The sequence below is a fragment of the Gemmobacter denitrificans genome, from assembly GCF_036964905.1.
Classification (GTDB): Bacteria; Pseudomonadota; Alphaproteobacteria; order Rhodobacterales; family Rhodobacteraceae; genus Gemmobacter; species Gemmobacter denitrificans.
In genome coordinates, this window is sequence record NZ_JBALHR010000002.1 from 423,598 (window position 1) to 450,257 (window position 26,660).

At 64.7% G+C, this 26,660-nt stretch carries 24 protein-coding genes and 1 other RNA gene; 16 read left to right on the plus strand and 9 right to left on the minus strand.

Annotated elements, in window-relative coordinates:
- The first annotated feature begins 1 nt into the window (after position 1).
- The 4 genes from V6590_RS05240 to rpmG all read left to right on the plus strand — a co-directional run bounded on the left by V6590_RS05240 (position 2) and on the right by rpmG (position 2,233).
- Positions 2-685: an N-acetylmuramoyl-L-alanine amidase gene (locus V6590_RS05240; protein WP_335420586.1), complete on the plus strand. Its 684-nt coding sequence runs from the start codon at positions 2-4 to the stop codon at positions 683-685.
- Between the two features lie 52 nt (positions 686-737).
- Positions 738-1,144: RNase P RNA component class A (gene rnpB / locus V6590_RS05245), an RNA gene on the plus strand.
- Positions 1,145-1,210: 66 nt separating this feature from the next.
- Positions 1,211-1,921 (plus strand): DUF533 domain-containing protein, encoded by a 711-nt coding sequence (locus tag V6590_RS05250; RefSeq protein ID WP_335420587.1) that lies wholly within the window; start codon positions 1,211-1,213, stop codon positions 1,919-1,921.
- Between the two features lie 144 nt (positions 1,922-2,065).
- A complete protein-coding gene (gene rpmG, locus V6590_RS05255; RefSeq protein ID WP_023666545.1) occupies positions 2,066-2,233 on the plus strand; it encodes a 50S ribosomal protein L33 in 168 nt (55 codons plus the stop codon).
- Positions 2,234-2,253: 20 nt separating this feature from the next.
- Here rpmG and V6590_RS05260 read toward each other — a convergent pair whose 3' ends face one another.
- Positions 2,254-2,526 (minus strand): hypothetical protein, encoded by a 273-nt coding sequence (locus tag V6590_RS05260; protein ID WP_335420609.1) that lies wholly within the window; start codon positions 2,524-2,526, stop codon positions 2,254-2,256.
- A gap of 157 nt (positions 2,527-2,683) precedes the next feature.
- On the minus strand, positions 2,684-3,406 hold the full coding sequence (locus V6590_RS05265) for a Bax inhibitor-1/YccA family protein (protein ID WP_335420613.1): 723 nt from the start codon (positions 3,404-3,406) through the stop codon (positions 2,684-2,686).
- A gap of 447 nt (positions 3,407-3,853) precedes the next feature.
- On the opposite strand from V6590_RS05265, the gene V6590_RS05270 reads away from it, so the two are divergent.
- Positions 3,854-4,702 (plus strand): LysR family transcriptional regulator, encoded by an 849-nt coding sequence (locus V6590_RS05270; RefSeq protein ID WP_335420616.1) that lies wholly within the window; start codon positions 3,854-3,856, stop codon positions 4,700-4,702.
- A 4-nt stretch (positions 4,703-4,706) separates the two neighbouring features.
- On the opposite strand, the gene V6590_RS05275 is transcribed toward V6590_RS05270, so the two are convergent.
- The gene (locus tag V6590_RS05275; protein ID WP_335420619.1) at positions 4,707-6,533 is read right to left on the minus strand and encodes a M3 family oligoendopeptidase; all 1,827 of its coding nucleotides are present in this window, start codon (positions 6,531-6,533) and stop codon (positions 4,707-4,709) included.
- A gap of 297 nt (positions 6,534-6,830) precedes the next feature.
- Between V6590_RS05275 and V6590_RS05280 the strand changes: the two genes are divergently transcribed.
- The 4 genes from V6590_RS05280 (at position 6,831) to V6590_RS05295 (ending at position 10,802) form a co-directional block, all read left to right on the plus strand.
- Positions 6,831-8,222 carry a circularly permuted type 2 ATP-grasp protein gene (locus V6590_RS05280; protein WP_335420871.1) on the plus strand — a complete coding sequence of 464 codons (1,392 nt, stop codon included), beginning with the start codon at positions 6,831-6,833 and terminating at the stop codon, positions 8,220-8,222.
- 5 nt (positions 8,223-8,227) lie between these two features.
- The gene (locus V6590_RS05285; RefSeq protein WP_335420621.1) at positions 8,228-9,178 is read left to right on the plus strand and encodes an alpha-E domain-containing protein; all 951 of its coding nucleotides are present in this window, start codon (positions 8,228-8,230) and stop codon (positions 9,176-9,178) included.
- Complete coding sequence (locus tag V6590_RS05290) at positions 9,178-10,011, plus strand: transglutaminase family protein (protein ID WP_335420624.1); 834 nt, start codon at positions 9,178-9,180, stop codon at positions 10,009-10,011. The genes V6590_RS05285 and V6590_RS05290 overlap by 1 nt, the downstream gene beginning before the upstream one ends.
- A 65-nt stretch (positions 10,012-10,076) precedes the next feature.
- A complete protein-coding gene (locus tag V6590_RS05295; RefSeq protein ID WP_335420626.1) occupies positions 10,077-10,802 on the plus strand; it encodes a proteasome-type protease in 726 nt (241 codons plus the stop codon).
- A 129-nt stretch (positions 10,803-10,931) separates the two neighbouring features.
- Here the strand turns inward: V6590_RS05295 and V6590_RS05300 are convergent, their stop codons facing one another.
- The gene (locus V6590_RS05300; RefSeq protein WP_335420631.1) at positions 10,932-11,864 is read right to left on the minus strand and encodes an alpha/beta fold hydrolase; all 933 of its coding nucleotides are present in this window, start codon (positions 11,862-11,864) and stop codon (positions 10,932-10,934) included.
- 3 nt (positions 11,865-11,867) lie between these two features.
- Entirely contained in the window at positions 11,868-12,152 is a 285-nt protein-coding gene (locus V6590_RS05305; RefSeq protein ID WP_335420633.1) for an SCP2 sterol-binding domain-containing protein, read from the minus strand.
- Positions 12,153-12,240: 88 nt separating this feature from the next.
- Between V6590_RS05305 and V6590_RS05310 the strand changes: the two genes are divergently transcribed.
- From V6590_RS05310 to V6590_RS05330, 5 genes are all read left to right on the plus strand, one after another.
- Entirely contained in the window at positions 12,241-12,804 is a 564-nt protein-coding gene (locus V6590_RS05310; RefSeq protein WP_335420636.1) for a tetratricopeptide repeat protein, read from the plus strand.
- Between the two features lie 13 nt (positions 12,805-12,817).
- Positions 12,818-15,745, plus strand: coding sequence for a helicase-related protein (locus V6590_RS05315; RefSeq protein WP_335420639.1), 2,928 nt, complete (start codon positions 12,818-12,820; stop codon positions 15,743-15,745).
- The gene (locus V6590_RS05320) at positions 15,746-16,132 is read left to right on the plus strand and encodes an RNA-binding S4 domain-containing protein (protein WP_335420642.1); all 387 of its coding nucleotides are present in this window, start codon (positions 15,746-15,748) and stop codon (positions 16,130-16,132) included.
- A gap of 104 nt (positions 16,133-16,236) precedes the next feature.
- On the plus strand, positions 16,237-16,575 hold the full coding sequence (fdxA, locus tag V6590_RS05325; RefSeq protein WP_335420645.1) for a ferredoxin FdxA: 339 nt from the start codon (positions 16,237-16,239) through the stop codon (positions 16,573-16,575).
- A gap of 272 nt (positions 16,576-16,847) precedes the next feature.
- Entirely contained in the window at positions 16,848-17,357 is a 510-nt protein-coding gene (locus V6590_RS05330) for a CarD family transcriptional regulator (RefSeq protein ID WP_335420647.1), read from the plus strand.
- Positions 17,358-17,402: 45 nt separating this feature from the next.
- Here the strand turns inward: V6590_RS05330 and cobS are convergent, their stop codons facing one another.
- Positions 17,403-18,170 (minus strand): adenosylcobinamide-GDP ribazoletransferase, encoded by a 768-nt coding sequence (gene cobS / locus V6590_RS05335; RefSeq protein ID WP_335420650.1) that lies wholly within the window; start codon positions 18,168-18,170, stop codon positions 17,403-17,405.
- Between the two features lie 80 nt (positions 18,171-18,250).
- Here cobS and cobT point away from each other — a divergent pair, with 80 nt between their 5' ends.
- Complete coding sequence (cobT, locus tag V6590_RS05340) at positions 18,251-19,261, plus strand: nicotinate-nucleotide--dimethylbenzimidazole phosphoribosyltransferase (protein ID WP_335420651.1); 1,011 nt, start codon at positions 18,251-18,253, stop codon at positions 19,259-19,261.
- On the opposite strand, the gene V6590_RS05345 is transcribed toward cobT, so the two are convergent.
- Complete coding sequence (locus V6590_RS05345; RefSeq protein ID WP_335420654.1) at positions 19,262-21,124, minus strand: monovalent cation:proton antiporter-2 (CPA2) family protein; 1,863 nt, start codon at positions 21,122-21,124, stop codon at positions 19,262-19,264.
- Positions 21,125-21,222: 98 nt separating this feature from the next.
- The gene (locus V6590_RS05350) at positions 21,223-24,360 is read right to left on the minus strand and encodes a hypothetical protein (RefSeq protein WP_335420657.1); all 3,138 of its coding nucleotides are present in this window, start codon (positions 24,358-24,360) and stop codon (positions 21,223-21,225) included.
- 176 nt (positions 24,361-24,536) lie between these two features.
- Here V6590_RS05350 and V6590_RS05355 point away from each other — a divergent pair, with 176 nt between their 5' ends.
- The gene (locus tag V6590_RS05355; RefSeq protein WP_335420660.1) at positions 24,537-25,229 is read left to right on the plus strand and encodes an SIMPL domain-containing protein; all 693 of its coding nucleotides are present in this window, start codon (positions 24,537-24,539) and stop codon (positions 25,227-25,229) included.
- Between the two features lie 56 nt (positions 25,230-25,285).
- Here V6590_RS05355 and V6590_RS05360 read toward each other — a convergent pair whose 3' ends face one another.
- The gene (locus V6590_RS05360) at positions 25,286-26,575 is read right to left on the minus strand and encodes an O-acetylhomoserine aminocarboxypropyltransferase/cysteine synthase family protein (protein WP_335420663.1); all 1,290 of its coding nucleotides are present in this window, start codon (positions 26,573-26,575) and stop codon (positions 25,286-25,288) included.
- Between the last annotated feature and the right edge of the window lie 85 nt (positions 26,576-26,660).

Below are 26,660 nucleotides of genomic sequence, written 5' to 3' on the forward strand. Positions count from 1 at the left end.
GATGCGGGCCTTTGCTGCCCATCCCTCCCCCAATTTCGGCCCGCGCCGCCATGGCGCGCTGCCCGATCTGGTGGTGATCCATTACACGGCCATGCCAAGCTGCGCTGAAGCGGCGGCCCGGCTGTGCGATCCGGTGGCCGAGGTCTCGGCGCATTACCTGATCGATGTGGATGGCAGTCTGCAGGCGCTGGTGCCCGAAGAACTGCGCGCCTGGCATGCCGGGGCAGGGGCCTGGGGGGCCTGCCACGACGTCAATTCGCGTTCCATCGGGATCGAACTGGCGAACGCTGGCAATGATCCGTTTCCCGAGGCGCAGATGCAGGCGCTGGAGGTCGTGCTGGCCGATCTGATGGCCCGTTGGCAGATCGTGCCGGAACGGGTGATCGGCCATAGCGACATGGCGCCGGGGCGCAAATCCGATCCCGGCCCGCTGTTTGACTGGCGCAGGCTGGCCGATCGTGGCTTGTCGGTCTGGCCCATGGTGACCCAAGAGGCCGACCCGGCCGAGTTTCGGGCCAAGGCCCGCGCCTTTGGCTATCCCGATGTCGCGCAGGAAGATCTGCTTCAGGCCTTCCGCCTGCGGTTCCGCCCCGGATTTTCCGGCCCGCTGGATGCAGTGGATGCCGCGCTGGCCGCCGATCTGGCCGCCCACTGGCCGGTGGATTGTGGGCGGCCAGATCGCTGATCCCGCTTTCGCGATTGACGCCCCGCCCCCCACCGCGTAAGCCAGCCCTCGCACGGATGGCCGGATGACCGCGGGTCGCAAGACGCGAGGAAAGTCCGGACTCCATGAAGCAAGGGTGCCGGGTAATCCCCGGCGGGGGCAACCCCAGGGAAAGCGCCACAGAGAACAGACCGCCCTGCTTGCAGGGCAAGGGTGAAACGGTGGGGTAAGAGCCCACCGCGGACTTGGCAACAAGGACGGCACGGCAAGCCCCACCCGGAGCAACGCCGAATAGGGGCCTCGCGCGGAAAGGTCCGACGATATGCTGCAAGGCTGTCGGAGACCTCCGCAAGGGATGCTTCAGCCCAAGAGCGCCCGGGTTGGCGGCTAAAGCGTGTCGGTAACGGCCCGCATAGAGGAATGGTCATCCAGAGAGGGCAACCTCTTGGACAGAATCCGGCTTACAGGCCATCCGTGCATCGAAATTCCCCCTGTCCTGTTACAGGACTGCGCTAAGCTTGCCGGGTAACAAGGGGGGAATCAGCCATGAGTTTCGTGAAGACGCTGGCCACGCTGGCCGTGGGATTTGCCGCAGCCAAGGGCGTGCAGAAGCTGCAGCAGGCCGGCGGCCTGTCTGCGGTGAAGGATGCGCTGCGCGGTGCGGGCCAGCCGGGCGGCATCGGGGATCAGATGGGCGCGATGGCCGAAAAGATGGGCCTTCCGGGCGGCAAGGATGCCGTGCGCGGCATGCTCGACAAATTCGGCACCACTGCCGCACAGGCGACAGAAACCGCCGAGGCGGGCTTTGGCAACCTGATGACGGCGCTGACCGGCGCGGCCAGCACAGGCGCGGCCAATATGGGCGACATGCTGGGGGCGCTGACCGGGGCCACCCCCGCCGGGCCGATGGCCGAGGAAAACGCCCGGCTGATGATCCGGGCCATGATCCAGGCCGCCAAGGCCGATGGCACCATTGATGCGGCGGAACGCGAAACCATCCTGTCGCATCTCAAGGATGCCAGCGACGAGGAAATCGCCTTTGTTCAGGCAGAGCTGGACGGGCCGATGGATCTGGCAGGGCTTGCCAACGGTGTGGCCGACAGCGCCAAGGGGCAGGTCTATGCGGCGTCGCTGATGGTGATCTCGGTCGATACCGATGCCGAGCGGAGCTATCTGGCGGGGCTGGCGCGCGCGCTCGGGCTTGATTCCGCCACGGTCGCAAAGCTGCATGCCGACATGGGCAAGCCCGCGCCGTAACCCCAGCAAAATCAGGGCAGGGGTGGCATATTTTGCGCCCTCGCCTTGCGTTTTCGCGTTGACTCTGCCGCCTGCATCCTTAAAAGGCAGGTCTCAAGGATTTTACGGGGCTACGCTGTTTCCCCGGATGCAGGAGAGACGACTATGGCGAAGCCGACGACGATCAAGATCCGTCTGAACTCGACGGCGGGCACCGGGCACTTCTATGTGACCAAGAAGAATGCCCGCACCATGACCGAAAAGATGGTCGTGAAGAAGTACGACCCCGTGAAGCGCGAGCATGTCGAATACAAGGAAGGCAAGATCAAGTAAGATCTGCCGATCCTACCGGATCATGGGCCGCACCTTCGGGTGCGGCCCTTGTCATTTCTGCGCCAGGCGTTGCGTCTGCGCATACGGTCACGCAGCCGATTCAGGACAGCTTCGGTCCGCAGGGCAAGCCGGGATGACAGGCCAAGCACCAGTGCCGCGATCAGGGTTGCGGCGGCCAATCCGGCGGCCAGTGGTCCCGCTGCTGGCCAGACTTCGAACAGACGCAGCAGTCCTGGTGCTGCGGTTGCCACGCAAGCCAAGGCCAGCAGCCGCGCCGCCTTCAGATCCCGCAATCAGGGAAATGGGGGGGGCCACATCAGATCCGAAAGTCATGTCAGGCCATCAGTCTTCCTGCGCGAGAGGGGCTCTGATCCGGCAGGGCTGACAAGCCCCTGAAAACAAAAAGGCCGGGCTGTGCCCGGCCTTTCGGATGATCTGCGTCTGGGGCGCTTATTCGCGTTCACCCAGGAAGCTCAGCAGGAACTGGAACATCATGATGAAGTCCATATAGAGGTTCAGCGCCCCCATGATGGCCGATTTTTCCAGCCATTCCTGATCGCCCATCGCCGCATGTTCGATATAGGTGTTCTTGATGTTCTGCGTGTCAAAGGCCGTCAGACCCGCGAAGATCAGCACGCCCAGCAACGAGATCGCGAATTGCAGCCCGCTCGATTGCAGGAACATGTTGATGATCATCGCGATGAACAGGCCGATCACGCCCATCATCAGGAAGGTGCCCATCGCGCTCAGGTCTTTCTTCGTGGTGTAGCCATAAAGGCTAAGTCCCGCGAAGGCGATCGCGGTCACGAGGAAGGTGCTGGCAATCGAGGTGCCGGTGAACACGGCAAAGATCACCGACAGCGAAAGACCCACGGCGGCCGCGTAGACATAGAAGAACAGCTGCGCAGCTGGTGCCGACAGGCGGTTGATCATCGCGCCAAAGGCAAAGACCAGCACCAGCGGCAGGAACATCACGACCCATTTCAGCGGGGTGCCGAAGATCGCGGCAATCATCGCATCATTGGTGCCGACGGCCCATGCCACGCCTGCGGTCAGAACCATGGCCACAGACATCAGGCCATAGACCTTGTTCATATGGGCGCGCAGCCCTTCGTCGATCTGCGCGGCGCGGGCACCCATGCCCACGGAGCGGATCGTATTGTAATCAGCCATAGTTGCCTCCAGTTGTGGTGGCTGCGGCCTTTGTGGGCCGCGCCTTATGCGTTCAATATCGGCAGGCTGCTGTCGCATTTCAAGCGGTCTGGCCGAAAAGTTGCGCAGAAGAACCGGGTTTTCAGCGCAGGTCATGCCACCACAGTGGGGGATCCCAGTCCGGTCTGCCGGCGTCTTGCGGTGGCAGGCCCGCATCCCTGTGCAGGCGGGGTTCCATGCGCGCCAGTTGGCGGCGGCTCTGCCAGTGATGGACGCTGGCGATCAACCAACGCAACAGGCCGGGATGGCGCAAAGGGGTTGGGGCTATGCGAAAGAGGGCGCTGAACATGGCACACGCTGATCCTTGATGAATGGCGGCCCGATCATTCCGGGTCTTGATGATAGATGCGCCTTGATGCATGATAATGGAAATGAATGATTGTCAGATAATTCATCAAGGGGTGTGATGTGGCGCGCAATCTGGACCTGACGGCGCTGCGGGCGCTGGTGGCTGTGGCGGATGCAGGCGGGGTGACCCGGGCGGCGGGGCTGTTGAACCTGACGCAAAGTGCGGTGTCGATGCAGCTCAAGCGGCTGGAGGATAGTCTTGGCCTTGCGCTGTTCCTGCGCAATGCCCGCAAGCTGAGCCTCACGCCCGAGGGCGAGCAGTTGATCGGCTTTGCCCGCCGTATGCTGGCCCTGAATGACGAGGCGCTGGCCCGGTTGACGGGCGCTGATTTCGAAGGTGAAATCCGGCTGGGGGTGCCGCATGACATTGTCTATCCCGCAATCCCGGGCATCCTGAAACGGCTCGCTGCGCAATATCCGCGCCTGCGGGTGAACCTTGCATCATCCTTCACCCTGCCGCTGAAAGAGGCTTTTGCCCGCGGCGACATGGATGTGATCCTGACCACCGAAGACCGGCCCGGCCCGGAAGGGCAGGAATTGTCGCGTCAGGCTCTGGTCTGGGTCGGGGCTGAAGAGGGCGCGGCGGCGCGGCGCAGCCCCTTGCGCCTGGCCTTCAAGGATACCTGCATCTTCCGCCCCACTGCGCAGGCGGCCCTCGATGCGGCAGGGGTTCAGTGGGAACTGGCAATCGAAGGCGAAAGCGAACAGGCGGCTGAAGCTATGGTGGCGGCTGATCTGGCGATTTCGGCCCGGTTGCGGGGGCGCTGCCCTCAGGGCACGGTGGAGCTGACCGGGCTTGGCCTGCCCGATCTGCCGGGACTGTCGGTCTGTCTCTATCGCGCGCCCACCGCCAAGGGCGAGGCGGTGGAGGCGCTGCTGTCGGAACTGAGTCTGGCTTACGGGGACTGAGCGATCAGTCCTCCATCGCCTCCAGCTCGTCAATGAAGCCTGCGATCATCGACAAGCCCTTGTCCCAGAATTTCGGGTCCGAGGCATCGAGGCCAAAGGGTGCCAGCAACTCCTTGTGATGCTTCGACCCGCCCGCCTTGAGCAGTTCGAAATATTTCTCTTCGAACCCCGGCAGGCCGGACGCATAGGCGGCATAGAGCGCGTTCACCAAGCCATCGCCAAAGGCATAGGCATAGACATAGAAGGGCGAATGCACGAAATGCGGGATATAGGCCCAGAAGGTCTCGTATCCATCCATGAAATCAAAGGCATCGCCAAGGCTTTGGGCTTGCACGCTCATCCACAGGGCGTTGATGTCATCCGGCGTCAGCTCGCCTTCGGCGCGGGCCGCATGCAGCTTGCATTCGAAATCATAGAAGGCGATCTGGCGCACGACCGTGTTGATCATGTCCTCCACCTTGCCCGCCAGCAGGGTCTTGCGCTCGGCCTTGGTCTTGGCGTCATCCAGCAGCTTGCGGAAGGTCAGCATCTCGCCGAACACGCTCGCGGTTTCGGCCAGCGTGAGCGGGGTGGAGGCCAGCAATTCACCCTGCGCCGCCGCCAGCCGCTGATGCACGCCATGGCCCAGCTCATGCGCCAGCGTCATCACATCGCGCGGTTTGCCCAGATAGTTCAGCATCACATAGGGGTGCACGGTGGTCACGGTCGGATGCGCGAAGGCCCCCGGCGCCTTGCCCGGCTTCACGCCTGCGTCGATCCAGCCCTTGGTGAAAAAGGGTTCGGCCAGATCGGCCAAGGCGGGCGAGAAGGCGGCATAGGCATCCGTCACCGTCTTGCGCGCCTCATCCCAGCCGATGGTTTTCGGCTGCTCGATCGGCAGCGGCGCATTGCGATCCCAGACCTGCAGCCGCTCCAGCCCCAGCCATTTGGCCTTCAGGCGATAGTAGCGGTGGCTCAGCTTCGGATAGGCGGCGACCACGGCATTGCGCAGCGCCTCCACCACCTCGGGCTCCACATGGTTCGACAGGTGGCGCCCATGCTGGGGGCTGGGCATCTTGCGCCAGCGGTCATGGATTTCCTTTTCCTTGGCCAGCGTGTTGTGGATGCGGGCAAAGAGCTTGATGTTCTTGTCAAACACCGCCGCCAGCGCCCGCGCCGCCGCCTCGCGCCGCGCGCGGTCGGTGTCGGTCAGCAGGTTCAGCGTCGCCTCAAGGTTCAGCTCCTCCTCCTCGCCAGCGACGGTGAACATCAGCCCCGCCATGGTCTCGTCGAACAGCTTGTTCCAGGCGCTGGCCCCCACCACGCTTTCGTCATGCAGGAAGCGTTCCAGCTCATCGGAAAGCTGATGCGGGCGCATGGCGCGCATGCGGTCAAAGACCGGCTTGTAGCGCGCCAGATCGGCATTGGCGGCCAGAAGGCCCGCCAGATGCGCCTCGTCCAGCCGGTTGAATTCCAGGCTGAAGAACACCAGCGGCGTGGTTGAGGTGGTCACCTCATCCTGCGCATCGGCCATGAACTTGGCGCGCTCGCTGTCCATGGTGTTCTGGTAATAGCGCAGGCCCGCATAGGACATCAGGCGTCCGGCCACGATGTCGATGGCCTCATACTCCTGCACACAGGCCAGAAGGCCCGCCGCATCAAGGCTGGCAAGCTTGCCCTCATAGCTCGCCGCAAAACTGGCGCAGGCGGTTTCCAGCCATGCCAGATCGCGTTCCACCTCGGGCGAGTCCGGTGCGGGATAGAGATCGGTCAGATCCCAGTCGGGCAGGTCACCGAAACCGCCGGCAGAGGCATGGGCGTCAAAGACCGGGGTGGGCAGCGGCAGCGTCATGGATCACCTGTGAGTTGGACTGCCCAACATCTAGGGGCGGGGGGGGCGGAAAGGCAAGGGCAGGTGTCAGCTGCGCGTGTCAGGGGCGATTTGGCTTTCTGACAGGCAGCCAAAGGGCTTTGAACGGGCTTGGAGTGGAAAATCTGCACAAAAATTAGGCATACCGTGATGCGTCTCGCAATTTTCTTTCAAAACCGCCACAAAATGCGACATGACCGCTTCAATCCCGCAAAGCGCATTGCTTAACTGGCCATACCAAGGACGGGGGTGGTTCAGGTGACGGAATACTTCAACGAAATGTACCAGAACGGGGCGGTGCGCCCGCCCTATGCCCGGTTGGAAGACTGGATGAAAACCATGCCGGCCGAGTTCCGGCAGATGAAACAGGCCGAGGCCGAGGCCCTGTTCCGCCGCATCGGCATCACCTTTGCCGTATATGGCGAAGGCGGAGACCCGGACCGGCTGATCCCGTTCGACATGTTTCCGCGGGTCTTTACCGCTGCGGAATGGGCCCGGCTGGAACGCGGGATCAAGCAACGGGCGCGGGCGCTCAACGCCTTTCTGGTCGATGTCTATGGCCGGGGCGAAATCGTCAAGGCGGGGCGCATCCCGGCGCGGCTGGTCTATGAAAACGAAGCCTATGAAAAGGCGGTGGTGGGGTTCGTCCCCCCCAAAGGGGTGTATTCGCATATCGTGGGGATCGATCTTGTCCGCACCGGCCCGGATGATTTCTTCGTGCTGGAGGACAATTGCCGCACCCCTTCGGGTGTCAGCTACATGCTGGAAAACCGCGAAATCATGATGCGGATGTTCCCGGCCCTGTTCCGCGAAAACCGCATTCAGCCGGTGGACAGCTACAGCGAAAGGCTGCGCCGGACGCTGGCCTCGGTTGCGCCCGCCAAATGCAAGGGCGAACCGCGCGTCGTGCTGCTGACGCCGGGCCATTTCAACAGCGCCTATTACGAACACAGCTTCCTGGCCGATCTGATGGGGATCGAACTGGTCGAAGGGCAGGACCTGTTTGTCGAAGGCGAATATGTCTGGATGCGCACGACCGAAGGCCCGCAGCGGGTGGATGTCATCTATCGCCGCATCGATGACGCCTTCATCGATCCGCTCTGCTTCCGCCCTGACAGCATGCTGGGCATTCCGGGGTTGATGGATGTCTATCGTTCGGGAGGGGTTTCCATCTGTTCGGCGCCCGGTGCCGGGGTGGCCGATGACAAGGCGGTTTATACCTATGTGCCGGAAATGGTGCGCTTCTATCTGGGGGAAGAACCCATCCTGCAAAATGTGCCGACCTGGCAATGCGGCAAGGCCGATGATCTGAAATATGTGCTGGAAAACCTGGGCGATCTGGTGGTGAAGGAAGTGCATGGCTCGGGCGGGTACGGCATGCTTGTCGGGCCGAAATCGACCAAGGAGCAGATCGAGACCTTCCGCGCCAAGGTCGTGGACGATCCGGGGAACTACATTGCCCAGCCAACGCTGGCGCTTTCCACCACGCCGACCTTTGTCGAACAGGGCATTGCGCCGCGCCATGTCGATCTGCGGCCCTATTGTCTGGTGGGCGAAAACATCGACCTTGTGCCCGGTGCCCTGACACGGGTCGCGCTGAAAGAGGGTAGTCTGGTGGTGAACTCGTCCCAGGGCGGGGGCGTCAAGGATACCTGGGTGTTGGCGGAGTAACACAGATGCTGAGCAGAACCGCAGACAACCTTTACTGGATCGCCCGCTACATGGAACGCGCCGACATCGCCGCGCGCCTGCTGGAAGTGGGATCACGGATTTCGCTGCTGCCTTCGGTCCATGGCTATCGCAGCGAATGGGACAGCCTGTTGCAATCTTCTGGCACCGCCGATGGCTTTGCCAAGAAATACGGCGATCCGGTGCAGCGCAATCTGGAAAGCTGGCTGTTCTTCGATCGCGACAATTCGTCCAGCGTGGCCAGTTGCATCACGGCGGCGCGGGAAAATGGCCGCATCGTGCGCACGGCGCTGACAAGCCAGGTCTGGGATGCGCTGAATACCGCCTTTCAGGAATTGCGCCAGCTGGAACGCACGCCGCGTTCGGAACTGGAACTCAGCCGCCTCACCGATTGGGTCATGCGCCATTCCGCCATGGTGCGCGGCGCCATCGACGCCACACTGTTGCGCAATGATGGCTATAACTTCCTGAATATCGGTTATTATCTGGAACGTGGCGACAATACCGCGCGGATGATGGATGTGAAATATTACGTCCTGCTTCCCCGGGTGGATTTCGTGGGCTCAGGCCTCGACAATTACCAATGGACCACGCTTCTGCGTGCCATGGGGGCGCAGCGCGCTTTCCATTGGGCCTATGGGGGCGAGGTGACGGCGGCCAAGATCGCGCATTTCCTGATCCTCAACCCGCAAAGCCCGCGCGCGCTCATCACCTGTGTGGCCGGGGTCACCAATCATCTGGGGCGGCTGGCCAAGGCCTATGGCCGGATGACGGCGGCGCAGGGCAAGGCGCAGGCCATGCTGGCCGAGCTGGAAACCACCACGGCGGATGCGATCTTTGATGAAGGGCTGCATGAATTCCTGTCGCGCTTCATCCGCGATTCGGCCGATCTGGGCCATGTCATCCATGAATCCTACCTGAGCGGGGATGTTCGCTGATGCGCCTGACTGTCGATCATGTGACGCGATACAGCTATGACCAGCCGGTGCGCGGCGTGGTGCAAAGCCACCGGCTGACGCCTTCGGTGTTTGAAGGCCAGATGGTTGCCGACTGGATGGTGGAGGTGACCGACGGCGTGAAGGGCGGCACCTTCCGCGATGGCGCGGGCGACCGGATCACCGCGTGGTCGGTGCCCGGCCCGGTGTCTGAAATCGTGGTGCGGGTGCGCGGCACGGTGGAAACGCTCGATCTGGCCGGGGTTCTGCGCGGCCATCGCGAAGGCGTGCGCCCCGAGGTCTATCTGCGCGAAACGGCGGCCACATGGGCTGATCCGGCGCTGGTCGCGCTGGCCGTGGCGGCAGAAGGGGCGGAGGGCAGTCTTGATGCCGCGCATCGCCTGTCGGCAGCTGTGGCCGATGCCATCACCTATACCCCCGGCGTGACCGAGGCGCAGACCACCGCCGCCGAGGCGCTGGCGCGCGGGGCGGGGGTTTGCCAGGATCATGCGCAGGCCCTGATCGCCATGGCGCGCGCGCGCGGGATTCCGGCCCGATATGTCTCGGGCTATCTGTTCGCCGATGCCGAAGGCACCCCGCATGAGGCTGCCCATGCCTGGGCCGAATTGTGGATCGGCGGGCTGGGCTGGATCGGATTTGATCCGGCGAATCGGTGCTGTCCCGATGCACGCTATATCCGGCTGGGTTCGGGCTTTGATGCGCAGGATGCCGCCCCGATCCGGGGCATTGCCCGCGGGCCGGGGGTGGAACGGATGGATGTGACGGTCCGTGTTCTGGCGCCGACAGGGCAGACCCAAAGCCAGAGCCAGCAATAGCCACGGTTGCACCCGGGGCGGCGCAGCAATAGTGTTGCGCCAAACCTGCCGAAACGGAAACGATCATGACCTATTGCGTGGGCCTTCTGCTGAATGAAGGCATGGTGCTGCTGTCCGACACCCGGACCAATGCGGGGCTGGACAACATCTCGACCTATCGCAAGATGTTCACCTTTGAAGAACCGGGCGAGCGGGTGATCACCATCATGACCGCCGGCAGCCTGAGTGTGACCCAGACCACCATCGCCCGCCTGCGCGAAGCGATCGAAGATGATGGCGCGACCGGCGAAACCTCGATCATGCAGGCGCCCACCATGCTCAAGGTGGCCGAAATCGTCGGCAACATGCTGGCTTCGGTCCGGGCCGAGATCGACGAGAAACTGGCCACGATGCGCCAGCTGGCCTCGGCCAGCATGATCGTGGCGGGGCAGCGTAAGGGCGGGGTGATGCGGCTGTTCCTGATCTATCCCGAAGGCAATTTCATCGAGGCAACCGAAGACACCCCCTTTCTGCAGATCGGGGAACATAAATATGGCAAGCCGATCCTGGACCGGGTGGTGCGTCCTGATACCAGCCTGCAGGATGCGCAGAAGGCCGTGCTGCTGAGCATGGATTCGACACTGCGGTCGAACCTGTCGGTGGGCATGCCGCTGGATCTGGCGGTGATCGAACGCGATGCTTGCCGCGTGACGCTGCGCCGCCGGATCGAGGCAGGAGATTCGCAATTCGCGGCGATGAGCGAGGCCTGGTCGCGCGCCTTGCGGGACGGCTTTACCCAGATCTGCCTGTAATCCCCGGCAGTGATCTTGCGGAGCAGCCCCCCTGCGGGGGGCTGCACGGTTTTTGCCTCGTCAGCCGCGCTGCGCGCGCGGCTTCCTCAGGCGATGGCGCTCGATGCCCCCAAGGCACGCCGCTGTTTTTCAGGAATGATGGTCGAACAGGGTCAGGCAGGCCTGCAGGAAATGTTCGCGATGGCGCGGCACTTCCATCATCACCTCGTGTTCGGCACCGGTATAGGGCTCCAGCCGCGCCCCGGTCCATGTGGACAGCCGACGACGGATGCTGCGCGGGCAGACGATGCGTTCGCGCGTGCCCAAGGCGACATAGGCGGGCAGGTTCGGGGCAGGGGCACGCATCAGGGCCGTCATCTCGGTAAAGGCGGCATGCAGCCATGTCAGGGTCGGCCCACCCAGTGCCAGCCCGGGTTCTGCCGTCAGATGCTGGCGCATCCAGGTCCACATTTCCGGGTCTCGGGTCAGCAGATTGCCGCGAAATCCGGCATGAAGCACATAGCTGACACGGGTGGTGGTCGGCGTCAGCCGATGGCCATGCCCGGCCTGATGGGCCAGCCAGGACAGGTTCATGGCGACCGGCGTGACAGTCGGGAACAGGCGGATGCCCCACATCGGGGCCGACAAGGCCGCTGACCGCACCGGCAGCCCCTGCAGCAGCGACCGCAGGCCGATACAGCCGCCCATCGAATGGGCAAGCAGATGCAGCGGTTCGGGCAGGCCGCTCTCGCGCATGAACCCCATCAGCGCCGCCACATCCTGCTGATACTCCGCAAAATCCCCGACATGGCCCAGCATCGGGTCGGGATGGTGGCGGCTCGACAGACCCTGCCCGCGCCAGTCCAGCGTGACGACATGCCAGCCTGCCGCAGTCAGCCGGGTCGCTGCGGGCCCGTATTTTTCGGCATATTCCGACCGCCCGTTGAACAGAAGCACGGTGCCCCGTGCCCGGGCGGCGGGCCAATGCACCAGACGAAGCCGGGCACCATCGGGCGTCATGCGCCAATGGGCCTGGCCCCCTTCGGGACCCTGCGCCAGATGCTGGAACAGGGGGGCTGTCATGGTTCAGGCCAGGGTGGCCGCCAGTTGCATGGCAAGGCCCATATTGCCATCGACCGCCAATTTGCCGGACATGAAGGCCGAGGTCGGGTTCATCTCGCCGTCCAGAATGGCGCGGAACACATCAGCCTCGGCGGTCAGGGTCACATCGGCTTCGTCATCGCCTGCGCGCACGCCTGCACCATCGATCATGATGGCACCTTCGCCGGGAATGACGAATTTGGCCACGCCGTCAAAGCTGGGCAATTTGGCCGACAGGGCTTCGACTGCGGTGGAAATGATCTCGCTCATCTTGTGTTCCTTCGTTTTGTCGCGGCTGTCGCCGGAATGTGACCCAAGCCTTATGGCATTTCGCATCTCTTGCGATACAGTGCAGATCATGAAACTCCGGTTACGCATACTCAACCTTGTCGTTGCGGCAGTGCTGGCACTGCCGCTTTGTGACGCAGCGGCACGCGCGGCGGGGGCCGAGGATCTGGACCGGCTGTTTTTCGACCTGCAGGGGGCTGATCGCGCCGAGGCGCGGCGCATCGCGGATGACATCGAGCGGATCTGGTCGCGTTCCGGGTCGGCGGCGATGGATCTGCTGTTGGAACGGGGCAATGCCGCGCTGGAACAGGGCGAGATCACCGAGGCCATCGATCATCTGACGGCGCTGACCGATCACGCGCCCGATTTCGCCGAAGGCTGGAATGCCCGGGCCCTGGCCTATTTCCATGCCGGGCGCACCGGACCGGCCATTGCCGATCTGCAGCGGGTTCTGGCGCTCAATCCCCGGCATTTCGGCGCTTTGGCCGGGTTCGGGGCCATTCTGGAAACCATCGACCGGCCGGCGCAGGCCCTGGAAGTCTATCGCGCCGCGCTTGCTATACATCCGCATCTCGACGGGATAGAGGATGCGGTGAAGCGTCTGGAGGCCAAGGTCGCCGGGCAGGAAATCTGAAGGCACCGGCGGCATGGCAGCGCAAGGACGGGTGACGGCGGTTCTGGGACCGACCAATACCGGCAAGACACATTATGCCATCGAACGGATGCTGGGCCATCGCACCGGGGTGATCGGCTTTCCGTTGCGGCTTCTGGCGCGCGAGGTCTATGACCGCATCGTCAAGGCGCGCGGGCCATCGGTCGTGGCGCTGGTGACTGGCGAAGAACGCATCGTGCCCGAACGCACCCAGTATTGGGTCTGCACGGTCGAAGCGATGCCGCAGGAGATCGGCGCCGATTTCGTGGCGGTGGATGAAATCCAGTTGTGCGGTGACCCGGATCGCGGCCATGTCTTCACCGACCGGCTGCTGCGCGCGCGCGGGCTGGTCGAGACGATGTTCCTCGGCTCTGATTCCATGCGCCCCGCCATTGCCGCGCTGATCCCGCAGACACAGTTCCTGCGGCGCGACCGGCTTTCCACGCTGAGCTATTCGGGCCAGAAGAAGATCAGCCGCATGCCGACCCGGTCGGCCATCGTCGGCTTTTCCATTGATGATGTCTATGCGATTGCCGAACTGATCCGGCGGCAGAAGGGCGGCTGCGCCGTGGTGATGGGGGCCTTGTCGCCCCGCACCCGCAATGCACAGGTCGCCCTCTATCAGAATGGCGATGTGGATTATCTGGTGGCGACCGATGCCATCGGCATGGGCTTGAACCTGGACATCAAGCATGTCGCCTTTTCCAGCACCCACAAGTTTGACGGGCGGCGGATGCGTCCCCTGTTCCCGCATGAAATGGGCCAGATCGCGGGCCGGGCCGGACGGCACATGGAATCGGGCACCTTTGGCACGACGGGCGAGGCCGGGCCGCTGGACGAGGATATTGTCGAAGCCATCGAGGAACATCGCTTCGCCCCTGTGCGCAAGCTGATGTGGCGCAACCCCGATCTGGATTTCGGCAGCGTGGCGCGGCTGATTGCCTCGCTCGAGGCGCCAACCGGTAATGAATGGCTGATGCGCACCCGGGAATCGGACGATCTTCAGGCGCTGAAGGCGCTGGCCGATCTGCCCGATCTGCAGGCATCCAAGCTGGGGCCGCAGGGGGTGCGCCTGCTGTGGGATGTGTGCCGCATCCCCGATTTCCGCTCGGTCGGCGGGGGCGATCATGTGCAGCTTCTGTCGCGCATCCACGGATTCCTGCGGGCGGGGCGGGTTCCGGCCGACTGGCTGGCCCGGGCCATTGCGCGGATTGATCGCAGCGACGGGGATATTGACGCGCTTTCAAAACGGCTGGCCTATATCCGCACCTGGACATATGTTGCGCAGCGCAAGGGCTGGGTCGAGGATGAAACCCATTGGCGCGAGGAAACCCGCGCTGTAGAAGACCGACTGTCGGATGCGCTGCATGCGCGGCTGACGCAAAGATTTGTCGATCGGCGCACATCGGTCCTGATGCGCCGGTTGAAACAGAAGGAGAGCCTTGTGGCTGAGGTGAATGACAAGGGTGAAGTGATGGTCGAAGGCGAATTCGTCGGCCGTCTCGAAGGGTTCCGTTTCCGTCAGGATGCCTCGGCAACAGGCGAGGAAGCGCGGGTGATGCGGCAGGCGGCCTATGAAGCGCTGCGCCCCGAATTCCATCTGCGGGCGGACAAGTTCTATAACGCGCCCGATACCGAGATGGATTTCACCGAACAGGGCGGCCTGATGTGGGGCGGCTCGGCGGTGGGCAAGCTGGTGGCCGGGGCCGAGGCGATGAAGCCGCAGGTCGAAGCCTTTGTCGATGAAGAGGCCGGGTATGACGTCACCGAAAAGGTGAAGCGCCGCCTGCAGCATTTCATCGACCGCAAGATTGCCGCCTTGTTCGAGCCGCTGCTGGCGCTTGGCCGCGATGAAAACCTGCAGGGCCTGGCCCGCGGCTTTGCCTTCCGTCTGGTCGAAGGCCTGGGCGTTGTCACCCGTGAAAGCGTGAACGACGATGTAAAGGCGCTGGATCAGGAGGCGCGCGCCAGCCTGCGCAAGCATGGCGTGCGTTTTGGCCAATACACCATCTTCCTGCCGCTGCTGCTCAAGCCCGCGCCAACCCGGCTGCGGCTGGTTCTGTGGTCGCTGGCCAAGGGCCTGCAGGAATTCCCTGAAAGCCCGCCTCCGGGTCTGGTGACCATTCCGAATATCGCCGAAGTGCCGAAGGATCACTATACGCTGGCCGGCTATCGCCCGGCGGGCAGCCGTGCCATCCGCATCGACATGCTGGAACGTCTGGCCGATCTGCTGCGTGCCAAGGACAGCCGGGCCGGGTTCGAAGCCACGCCCGACATGCTGTCGATCACCGGCATGACGCTGGAACAATTCGCCGATCTGATGGGCGGGCTGGGCTACAAGGGCGAAAAGGCAGAACGGGTGAAGGTGCGCGCACCGCTGCCGCCGGTGGCGACCGAAACCAGCACGGCCCCGATTCCGGAAGAGGTTTCGGTTCTGGCCCCCGTGCCCGAAGAACCGCTGCCCGAAGGGGCCGAAGCCCCGCCGCCCGAAATGGAAACCTTCTATACCTTCACCTGGGCCCCGCGCCCGCGCAATGACCATCGCGGCCCCCGTCGTGAAGGGCAGGGGCGCGACGGGCAAGCGCGTGAGGGGCAGGGCCGCGAAGGCCGGGGGCCGCGCCGTGAAGGTGGCGAAGGTCAGCCGCGCGGAGATCGCCCGGCGCGTGCCCCGCGCGAGGGGGCCGAACGCAGCGACAAGCCGCGTGAGGACCGCCCGCGCCGCGAAGGTGGCGAAAAGCGTGACGATCACCGCAAGGGCGGCAAGCCCGAAGGGCGCGATCACGGCAAGGGTCCGCGTCGCGATCGCGATGGCGGCAAGGACAACAAGCCCCGCAACTTCGAGACCCGCCCGCCGCGCGCCGAAAAGCCGATAGATCCCGACAATCCCTTCGCGGCATTGCTGGCTTTGAAGGGCAAGGTCTGATTGGCCAAGTATCGCCCGGAGGACAGCCGCAAACCGGTGGCGCCAGCGCGCGACACCATCCGGCTGGACAAATGGCTTTGGCAGGCGCGGTTCTTCAGATCGCGTCCCATGGCCTGCGAGATGATCGCTGAAGGCCATTTGCGGCTGAATGGCCAGCGCTGCCTGAAACCCGGCCATCAGGTCGGGGAAGGGGACACGCTGACCTTTCCGCAAGGTGGGCGCATCCGGTTGATCCGGGTGCTGGCCCCCGGGCAGCGCCGCGGACCTGCGACCGAGGCGCAGACGCTTTATCGCGATCTTGATCCACAATCGAATCCGGATCCTGCCGATCTGTCGGAACAGGATACCGATGAAGCGGCAGATTTCAGGAACGATTTCCCGGAATGATCGCCAAACCTGCCGCGCCTGCGATCCGGGGCCTGCAACCCCGCTTGATCCCCCGGCGCGGTTGGACTAGCTAGACCGCAGCCAACTCTGACCGGGATCGTGCCATGACCTATGTGGTGACCGACAACTGCATCGCCTGCAAATACACCGACTGCGTCGAAGTCTGTCCGGTGGACTGTTTCTATGAAGGCGAGAACACGCTGGTCATCCATCCGGATGAATGTATCGATTGCGGGGTCTGCGAACCGGAATGCCCGGCCGATGCCATCCGCCCGGATACCGAACCGGATATGGATGCTTGGGTCGAGTTCAACCGCAAATATGCGGAGCTTTGGCCGGTGATCACCCAAAAGCGCGATCCGCTGCCCGAAGCGAAGGACCGCGACGGCGAAAAGAACAAGCTGGAACGCTATTTCTCGCCCAATCCGGGGCAGGGGAGCTGATCCCGTTAACCTTGACGTAACGGAATTGCGGAAAAATTGGCCTGATTGGCTGCTGCCTTGGCATCTGATGTGTCGGGCGCAGTTGGAATCGGGCTGATTCTGTGTTATACAGACGTCACAAACCAAGCATGGATGCCTGACCGCCGCCTCAGGACTGCTCGCCTGAGACGGGATTTCTTGTGAAAGAATGCCCGAAACAGCTGAAAGCAAGCGCTTTCGGCCGGGTTTTTTCGTGGGAAGATCAGACACCTGCGCATGAGGAAGCCGCTGGAATGACCAAGACCAAAAAGCCTGAATTCCGTCCCGATGAATTTGTTGTCTATCCGGCCCATGGCGTGGGCAGGATCATTTCGATCGAAGAACAGGAAATTGCGGGCATCCATCTGGAATTGTTCGTGATCTCCTTCGAAAAGGACAAGATGACCCTGCGGGTGCCTACCCACAAGGCGACGGAAATCGGCATGCGTCAGCTGTCCACCCCCGACGTGGTGAACAAGGCGCTGGATACCCTGAAGGGCAAGGCCCGGGTCAAGCGCGCCATGTGGTCGCGTCGCGCACAGGAATATGAACAGAAGATCAATTCGGGCGATCTGATGGCGATTGCCGAAGTCGTGCGCGATCTGCATCGCAGCGACGATCAGCGCGAACAAAGCTATTCCGAGCGTCAGCTTTATGAAGCCGCGCTGGAACGGCTGACCCGCGAAGTGGCCGCTGTCTCGGGCGCGGATGAAGCGCAGGCGCAGAAAACCGTCGATCAGGTGCTGACCTCGCGCGCTGCCTGATCCCGATGCTTCGCCTTTGAAACCGCGCCCTCGGGCGCGGTTTTTTCATGTCAGCAGGGCCGTGGCGCAGGCCAATGCCGCAAGTTCGGTCAGTTGCTGGGTTGCCCCCAGAATGTCGCCGGTCTGTCCGCCGATCTTGCGCAGGGCAATCCGCGCCAGCAGCCAGCCCACAACTGTCGCCGCCGCCGCCATGGCCAGGGCCACCCATCCAGTGCAGATCAGCCCGGCCAGCAGTGCCACCCCGCAAGCCGCCGCCGCCGCATCCTGGCTTGGCCTGCCGACCGATGCCGACAGGCCGCCCCCGCGAGCATTGGGCAAGGCCGCCATCAGCACCGCCATCGGGGCCCGGCTGATCGCCGCCGCCGCCAGTGCCGCCCCCCAGTGCCCCACCGCCAGCAACGCGCTCAGCGCCGACCAGCGCGCCAGTGTCACCAGAACCAGCCCCATCACACCATAGCTGCCGATATGGCTGTCTTTCATGATGGCCAGCCGCCGGTCGCGATCCCATCCGCCCCAAAGCCCGTCGCAACTGTCGGCCAGCCCGTCTTCATGCATGGCGCCGGTCATCACCGTACCCAGCATCAGCATCAGCGCCGCCGCAAGGCCCGGCGACAGGCCAAACGCCAGAGCCGCAGCGCCCCCCGCCAAGGCCAGCGCACCCAGCACCAGACCGGCCAGCGGCCAGGCCCAGACAGCGGGCGGATTGGGCCAATCCGACAAGGGGGGCAGCGGCAGGCGCGACAGCAGCCCCAGCCCGGCGCGCAGGTCATGCAGGCCGCGTGTCACAATGCCGCTCGGGTCGTTTCCTGCCATTGCGATGCCCTTTCCGGGATGGTTTTCCGTTGCCAACATCGCTACCCAAGGCGCAACCTGGGATCAATGAGGACATTGCCATGTCTGCCGCCTTTGCCACGCTTTCCGAGTTCCGCGCCCTTTTGGCTGCCGCCCCCGGCCCGGATGCTGCGGCCCTGCAGGGTGCGCGCGACCGCAATGGCCAGTTGACCAAACCGCCCGGCGCGCTTGGCCGGCTGGAAGATCTGGCCATCTGGTATGCGGGCTGGCGCGGAACGGCACGCCCCGGCCTGGACAAGCCGCAAGTCATCATCTTTGCGGGCAATCATGGCGTGACGGCGCGGGGCGTTTCGGCCTTTCCGGCCGAGGTGACCGTGCAGATGGTGGCAAACTTTCAGGCGGGTGGGGCGGCGATCAACCAGTTGTCGCGCGCCTTCGGGGCCGAAATGTCGGTGCAGGCGCTGGATCTGGATCGCCCCACTGCCGATTTCACCCAAGGCCCGGCAATGACCGAGGCCGAGTTGGTGGCCGCTTTGGCGGCAGGCTGGCAGGCCGTCAATCCGGCAGCGGATCTGCTGGTGGTGGGCGAAATGGGTATCGGCAACACGACCGCCGCTGCTGCGATTGCCTGCGCATTGTTTGGTGGCACGCCGGGCGAATGGACAGGCCGGGGCACGGGTGTCGATGACTACGGGCTTGCGATCAAGACGCAGGTGGTGGCCGAAGGTCTGGCCGCCAATCCTGACCGCGATCCTTTGCAGGTGCTGCGCTGCCTCGGCGGGCGCGAGATTGCGGCCATGGCAGGTGCAATGGCGCGCGCCCGGGCGGAACGTATCCCGGTCATTCTGGACGGGTTCATCTGCACGGCTGCCGCCGCCGTTCTGGCGCAGGCCTGCGATGGCGCGCTGGATCATTGCGTGGCGGGCCATGCCAGCGCCGAGGCTGCGCATCGCACCCTGTTGTCGAAACTGGGCAAGCAGCCACTGCTGGAACTGGGGCTGCGTCTGGGCGAAGGGTCGGGCGCGGCACTGGCCATCGGGGTTCTGAAAGGTGCGGTGGCCTGCCATAGCGGCATGGCGACCTTTGCCGAAGCGGGCGTCGCGGCGGGCTGATTACTCGGCCGCTTCGCGCAGCGCGAGGCTGTCGGGGTCATCGCGCATCGCTTCGCGCAGATCATCATCGATCTGGCGGGCCCGGGCGATATAGGCCTCGGTCTGGTGCAGCGGGCGGCCCGGCACCCACAATTCGGCCAGATCGCGCATCGCCGCGCGGTCAACCCGGTAATAGGTCTGGCTGAGCTTTGCGGCTTCGTATTCGGTAAAGCCCATGTTTTCCAGCACATAGCGACCAGCCCTGACCGAGCTGTCAAAGGTTTCGCGCACGATGTCATTCGCGCCGGCCTGGTACAGTTCATAGGTATGTACCCGGTCATAGGCGCGGGCCACGATATGCAGATCAGGCCGCATCTTGCGGGCAAAGGCCACGATGCGCAGCGCATTGGGCTTGTCATCCACCGCCACCACCAGCACCTGCGCCTGCTCCAGCCCCGCCGCATGCAGCAGGTCGGGGTTGGACGGATCGCCGAAATAGCCCTTGATGCCAAAGCGTCGCAAGCGTTCGATCGCGCCAGCATCGGCATCCAGCACGACGGTTTTCAGGCCAGCCCCGCGCACCAGCCGGTTGACCACCTGCCCAAAGCGCCCGATGCCTGCGATGATCACCGGGCCCTGTTCGTCGATCGGGTCGGGGCGCTGATTGGCAGATGCGCCAGAATGGCGGCGGGCCAGCCGGTCCTGCAGGATGAACAGCAGCGGCGTCAGCAGCATCGACAGGCTGATTACCAGCAAGGTTCGCTGCGCCACCATTTCGGGCAGGATATGCTGCGCGGTGGCAAAGCTGACCAGCAGAAAGCCGAATTCGCCACCCTGCGCCAAGGCAAGCGTGAACAAGGTCCGTTCCCGCGACTTCAATCCGAAGGCCAGGGCCAGACCCAACAGCACCGCCGCCTTCACGGCAATCAGGGTCAGGGTCAGCGCCAGGATGCGCAGGGGCTGATCGGCCAGCAAGGACAGGTCGATCCCGATGCCGACCGTCATGAAGAACAGGCCCAGCAGCAGGCCCTTGAAGGGCTTCATGTCGGCCTCGATCTGGTGGCGGAATTCCGAATTGGCCAGAACCACCCCCGCCACAAAGGTGCCAAGCGCGGGCGACAGGCCGACCATGGCCATCAGAAAGGCGATACCGGCCACCAGCAGCAGGGCAAAGAAGGTGCCCATTTCCGGCAGACGCGCGGCATGGATGAAACGGAACACCGGGCGCGACAGGAAATGCCCGGCCAGCACGATGGCCACCACCACCCCCAGCGTCAGCAGCGTGACCGCCCAGCCCGGCAGCGATTGCACCAGCGACATCAGCGGTTCCGCCGCGCCTTCGCCATGGTCGGCATGCGATGGGGCGGCCGTGCGGCTGGCCAGCAGTGGGATCAGCGCCAGCATCGGCACCACGGCGATATCCTGCGACAGCAGCACCGCAAAGACCGATCGCCCCCCCGAACTGCGCAACAGGTTCTTTTCCGTCAGCGTCTGCAGCACGATGGCGGTGGATGACAGCGACAGCAGCATCCCCAGCGTCAGCGCCACCGGCCAATCCAGGTTCATCATGCGCAAGGCGCCCGCGATCAGCAGGCTGGTCAGCACGACCTGCGCCCCGCCAAGACCCAGCAGGCGCTGCCGCATTTCCCACAGGGTGCGCGGGTCCAGTTCCAGCCCGATCAGGAACAGCATCATCACCACGCCGAATTCGGCGAAATGCTGCAGATCGGCGGTTTCCGATCCGGCCAGCCCCAGCACCGGGCCGATCAGCAACCCGGCAGCCAGGTAGCCCAGAACCGACCCAAGCCCCAGCCGCACCGCGACCGGCACCAGAATCACGGCGGCACCCAGATAGATCGAAGCCTGAAGCAGAAGATGTTCCATGGCGCAACTATGCGGGGGCAGGCCCCGCCGGGGCAAGGGGGGCGGGGCACACACTGTGCTGCAAAAGCAAATCGGGGTGAAACAATCCGTAGGGCGGATCAGGTCTTGGGCATCTTCAGGGTGATCATGCGCCCGCCCTTCTTGTAGCGCAGTTCGCTTTCGGTGATGGCGGCCACGGTGCCACCATCGACGCGGTCGCCCACCTTGACCTTCTTGTACTGTCCGCTGCCGAGACGCACCAGCGCGTGGCGGCGCGACGGGGTGCCATAGACGCCGATCAGGTTGGTCTTGCCCAGATCAATGGCATTGGCAAAGGTCGCGTTCTTTGCCACCGATCCCTTGGTCGGCACCTTTGGCGTGCGGGCCGGGGCGACATCGGGTTCCTCATCCTCGCCCGGTTCGGCGCGGCGGGGCTTGTCCTCGGGGGCATCGGGCTTTTCGCGCGGTTCCTCGCGCGGGCGGATGGCGGCACTGGCGACTGCAGCGGCAACCTTGCGGTCAAAATTGCGCGGGCGTGGTTCGGGGCGGCGCGAGATCGACACGGCCAATTCGCTGAACGGCCCTTCGGGTTTCAGGGCGGCAGGCTCTCCTTGCGGTGCGGCCTCTGCAAGGGCTCTTGCAGCGGCGGCAGCGGAAAGAGAGGCGGCTTCGGCAACCTTGCGTGCTTCTTCATCCAGACGGCGCTGTTCGGCCTGTGCGGTGATTTCGGCGGGCCGACGGCGCGGCACCTTGCTGGCGAAACGGGTTTCTGCCGGGATGTCCAGCGCGGCATCGTCATTGGCCACCAGTCCTTCGGGGCGCACGGGCGGGCGCAGACCCTGCAGCGCCGGATCGGCGGCAGGCGGCGGATCATCGGTGGCGGCAGGGGCCACCGAGGGTAGGGCCAGCGCCGCGATGCTGGCCGGGCGCGGTTCGGGGCGGCGGCCTTGCAGGGTCGGATCGGCGGCGGGCGGCGGGTTGTCACTGACGGCAGGTGTGGCTGCAGGTGCTGCCAATGTGGCAATGCTGGCCGGGCGTGGTGCGGGGCGGCGGCCTTGCAGCGTCGGATCGGCGGCAGGCGGCGGATTATCGGCATCCAGCGTGGGTGCCGGTGCAGCGGCCAGGGGCACGAGGCTGGCCGGGCGTTCTGGCGGGCGCTTTGGCGGCGGGCCAGCCACCAGCAGCACGCCATCGGGCGACAGGATGCCTTCGGGCGTCGGTTTGATAAGGCCGTTGTCGTCAAATTCATATTGCGTGCCGAACGGGGGCGGCAGCGCTACCCCGGAGGGTTGCGCATCTGCGGCCAGTTGCGGCACCCCCAGTTGCTGGGCGGGCAAGGCGGCAGGCGGCTGATCCATTGCGGCGATCACGATTTCATCCGCCACGCCGGGCAGGGCGGTCGCGCCCGATTGCAGCCGGGCTTCTGCCGCCGCCTCGGATACCGGGGCTTCGGGCGGGACGGCATCGGCACTGGCAATCCCGTCCGCCGCAGCCTCATCCTCGGGCAGGATCACCCCATCGGCGGCGGCTTCATCCTCCGGCAGGGGCAGGTCTTCGGGCGCAAGCGGCTGTGACGCAGGCGCGGGGGCTGCCGATGGGTCGGGTGACGCGGCCTCAGGTGCCGGGGCTTCAGGGGCCAGCGCGGCGACCTCGGTCTGATCTTCGGGATCGCTGCCGCCCGCCAGATAGATCGACGACCATGCCGCAAGGACAGCAAGCGCAATCAGCAGCAGGCCGGTCAGGATCAGGCCCAGGAATTTCGGCTTGCCCTTTGGCGCGGGGCGCTGGACCCGGAAGGGCCGTTGCTCGGCGGGCGGGGGCGGGGCGACCAGCGTTTCGGCTACCGCTGCCGGGTTTGGCTTGGCCTTCTTGGGCCCGCCGAAACCCGGAATGCCAGGTGCGGTGACAATCCCGCCCAGAGCCTTGCCCTTGGCAGGTTTGGGCGCGGCGGCAGGGCGGGCCGGGTTGCGTGCAGGCGCGGCAAGCGGTGCGGCCCCGCGCGCCCGTGCCGCCTGCACGCTGGCGGGCGGTGCCGGTGGCAGATCATCCTCGATCTTCGGCTCTACCATCAGATCGGCAAAGGGCTCGTCCGCTGCCTCGTCCATCAGCTCGGGCTGATAGGGCTGGGGTTCTGCCCGGGCCGGGCCGGTGGCAGGCGGGGTCAGCGGGGCGGCAGGGGCCTTGCGGCCATGGCTGGTGGTAACCGAGGTGACAGCCAACCGCGCCGAAGCAGCCTCTGCCCCAGCGGCCTGGGGTTCGGGGGGCAGCCCGGCTTCGGGCTTCGGTTCCGGGGCCCGCAGCGTGGGTTCGGCCGCAGGTTCTGCCGCGCGGCGCGAGGCAAAGGCCGGGGGCGCTTCGATCGGATATTCGGGATCGGAGGCCGGCAGGGGCGCAGGGTCGGATTGTGGCGGTTCAGGCCGAACAACCGGCGCCTTCGCAACAGGTTCGGGGGCGACGGGTTCGGGGGCAACTGGTGCGGCCAGCACCGGATCAGGGGCGACCGGCTGGCGCGGGGGCGCATGGACCGGCGGAATGACCTCCGGCCCCGCCGCGCGCGGCGGCGGCTCCAGCGGCAAGTCCGCCTGAACCGGGGGCTCCGTCTCGGCTGTCGGCTGTTCCGGTTCCGCCTCGGGCATGACCGGATCCTCCGCAGGCCCAGAGGAAACGGCGGAGGACTCAGACTCGGCCGGGCGGTCGCCCCGGCCTGCCTCGCGTGAAATGACGGTCAAGGCCTCGCTGTCGCGTTCGACGTGATCGCCATCGGCCAAAAGGCTCGCGGCCAGCGCGGAAGGCCCGAACCAGGGTTCGCCCGCGAACTGTGCCGGATCGGGTACCGCCACGAAGGAAATCGGGTTTAGCCGGTATTGCGTGGCGAAGGCTTCGGCCTCGTCCAGTGTTTCGCGCGCGACAACGGCCACTTGCACGATGTGATCGTCGCCTGACCAGTCAAATACCAGATCGTCCACCGCATAGGGCGTGCGCCCTTCCAGCGCGCGGCGGATCTGCAGATCGCGGTCCACATCGGTCGGGCCGGGGGCTGCAACCTCGGTATAAAGGATCTGCGAATTCGGGATGACCACCTTGGTGGCCACGCCATGCGGCGCCAGCCCGAGCGCAGAGCGGCGCAGATAGCTCAGGGCCTCGGCCAGATCGGGGGCGTCAAGGCTGGTTGCCCCGATTTCCAGCCATCCCCGCGCCGTCCGGTGCAGGAGGCCGATACTGTCATCGGTAAGCGAAAGGGCAAAATTGGGTTTCATTGCACAGGTCTAGCACAGCTGGGAAGGATGCGGGGAGTCGCCATGTCCGGCTGTCCCGCCTAGTATAGCAGCTTTCCGCCGAAGGGAAGAAAAACACCTGTGACCGGCCCAAGGATGGCCTTTCGAACCGCGTCATAAACGAGGAAAGTCGCTAAAGGTCTATGGAGGACACGAGTATGCGGTTGAAAATGACAAGCCTTGCCATGGCGGCAGCATTGGCCCTGCCGGGCATCGCGCTGGCCGAAACGGCCCCTGTGATCACGGTTACCGGCGAAGGCCGGGTTGCCAGTGCGCCCGACATGGCGATGATCAGCCTTGGGGTCACCACCGAAGGCGATACCGCCGCGGCGGCCATGGCGGCAAACAGCGCCGAAACGGCCAAGGTGATCGCCAATCTGACAGGGTCAGGTATCGCTGCGGCGGATATCCAGACCACCGGTCTGTCGCTGAATCCGAACTGGATTTCGTCATCCAGCGGTGAAAACGCGATCAACGGCTATATCGCCTCGAACATGGTGACGGTGCGGCTGCGCAAGCTGGACGGGCTGGGCATCGTGCTGGATTCTGCGGTGAAGGATGGGGCCAATACGCTGAACGGGATCGAATTTGGTCTGGTCGATCTGGCCCCCAAGCTGGCCGAAGCGCGCAAGCGGGCCGTGGCTGATGCGCGGGCGCGGGCCGAGCAACTGGCCGGTGCGGCCGGGGTCAGCCTGGGCAAGATCACCGCGATTGTCGAAATGCCGGGCTATTCGGCCCCGATGCCGATGATGCGGATGGCCGCCGATGCCTCTGCAGCCGGGGTTCCGGTGGCCGGGGGCGAACTTGAGACCACCGCACAGGTCACCATCAGCTGGGAAATCGCGAACTGATTGCCCGGATGGGCGAAGCAATGACCGGGGGGAGGTGTCCCCCCGGTTTTCCGGGATCAGGCCGAAGCCGCCGCCAGCGCCTGATCGAGATCGGCGATGATGTCGGCGGCATCCTCGATCCCGATGGACAGGCGCACCACATTGGGGGCTGCCCCGGCGCGGACCTGCTGATCGGGCGGCAATTGCCGGTGGGTGGTTGACGCCGGATGGATGATGAGCGACCGGGTATCGCCCAGATTGGCCACATGGCTGAACAGCTTGAGGTGATCGACCAGTTTCACGCAGGCCTCATAGCCGCCCTTCACCGCCACGGTGAACAGCGCGCCCGCGCCCTTGGGCACGATCCGCGCCACCCGGTCATGCCAGGGCGATGACGGCAGGCCCGCATAGGTGACGGCCTCGATCCGCGGATCCTGTTCCAGCCACTGGGCCACCTTCTGCGCATTCTCGACATGGCGCTGCATCCGCAGGCCAAGGGTCTCGATCCCCATCAGCGTGTAATGCGCGCCCTGCGGGTTCATGGTCATGCCCAGATCGCGCAGCCCGACGGCGATGGAATGGAAGGTGAAGGCCATGGCCCCAAGCGCGGGGTGGAAGGCCAACCCGTGATAGGCGGGTTCGGGTTCCGACAGCGAGGGGAACTTGCCGCTGGCCGACCAGTCGAACTTGCCACTGTCCACAACGATACCTCCGGTCACGGTGCCATTGCCGGTCAGGTATTTTGTGGCGGAATGCACCACCAGCGTCGCGCCATGCTCGATGGGTTTGCACAGCCAGGGCGTGGCGGTGGTGTTGTCCACGATCAGCGGCAGGCCCACCTCATTGGCCACACCGGCAATGGCATCCAGATCGGTGACATAGCCACCCGGATTGGCGATGGTTTCGCAGAAGATCGCGCGGGTATCATCATCCACCGCCGCGCGGATCGCCGCCAGATCATCGAAATCGACGAATTTGGCCGACCAGCCAAAGCGTTTGATGGTCTGGCTGAACTGGGTGATCGTTCCGCCATAGAGCCGGGTGGAGGCGATGATGTTGCGCCCCGGACCCATCAGCGGGAACAGCGCCATGATCTGTGCTGCATGGCCCGACGAACAGCAGATTGCCCCCGCCCCACCTTCAAGCGCGCAGACCCGGTTGGCCAGCGCGGCCACGGTCGGGTTGGTCAGGCGCGAATAGATGTAGCCCACCTCTTGCAGGTTGAACAGCCGCGCCGCGTGATCGGCATCTTTGAACACATAGGCGGTGGTCTGGTAGATCGGCACCTGCCGGGCACCGGTCGCCGGGTCCGGCGCGGTGCCCGCATGGATGGCCAGCGTGTCAAAGCCCAAGGGTCTGTCGGTCATGGTCGGTCCTCCCCGAATTGTCGCGATGACGTTAGGGGATGCCTGCGGCCGGGGCAATGGCGGGGGCGGGGTGGCCATGCCGGAA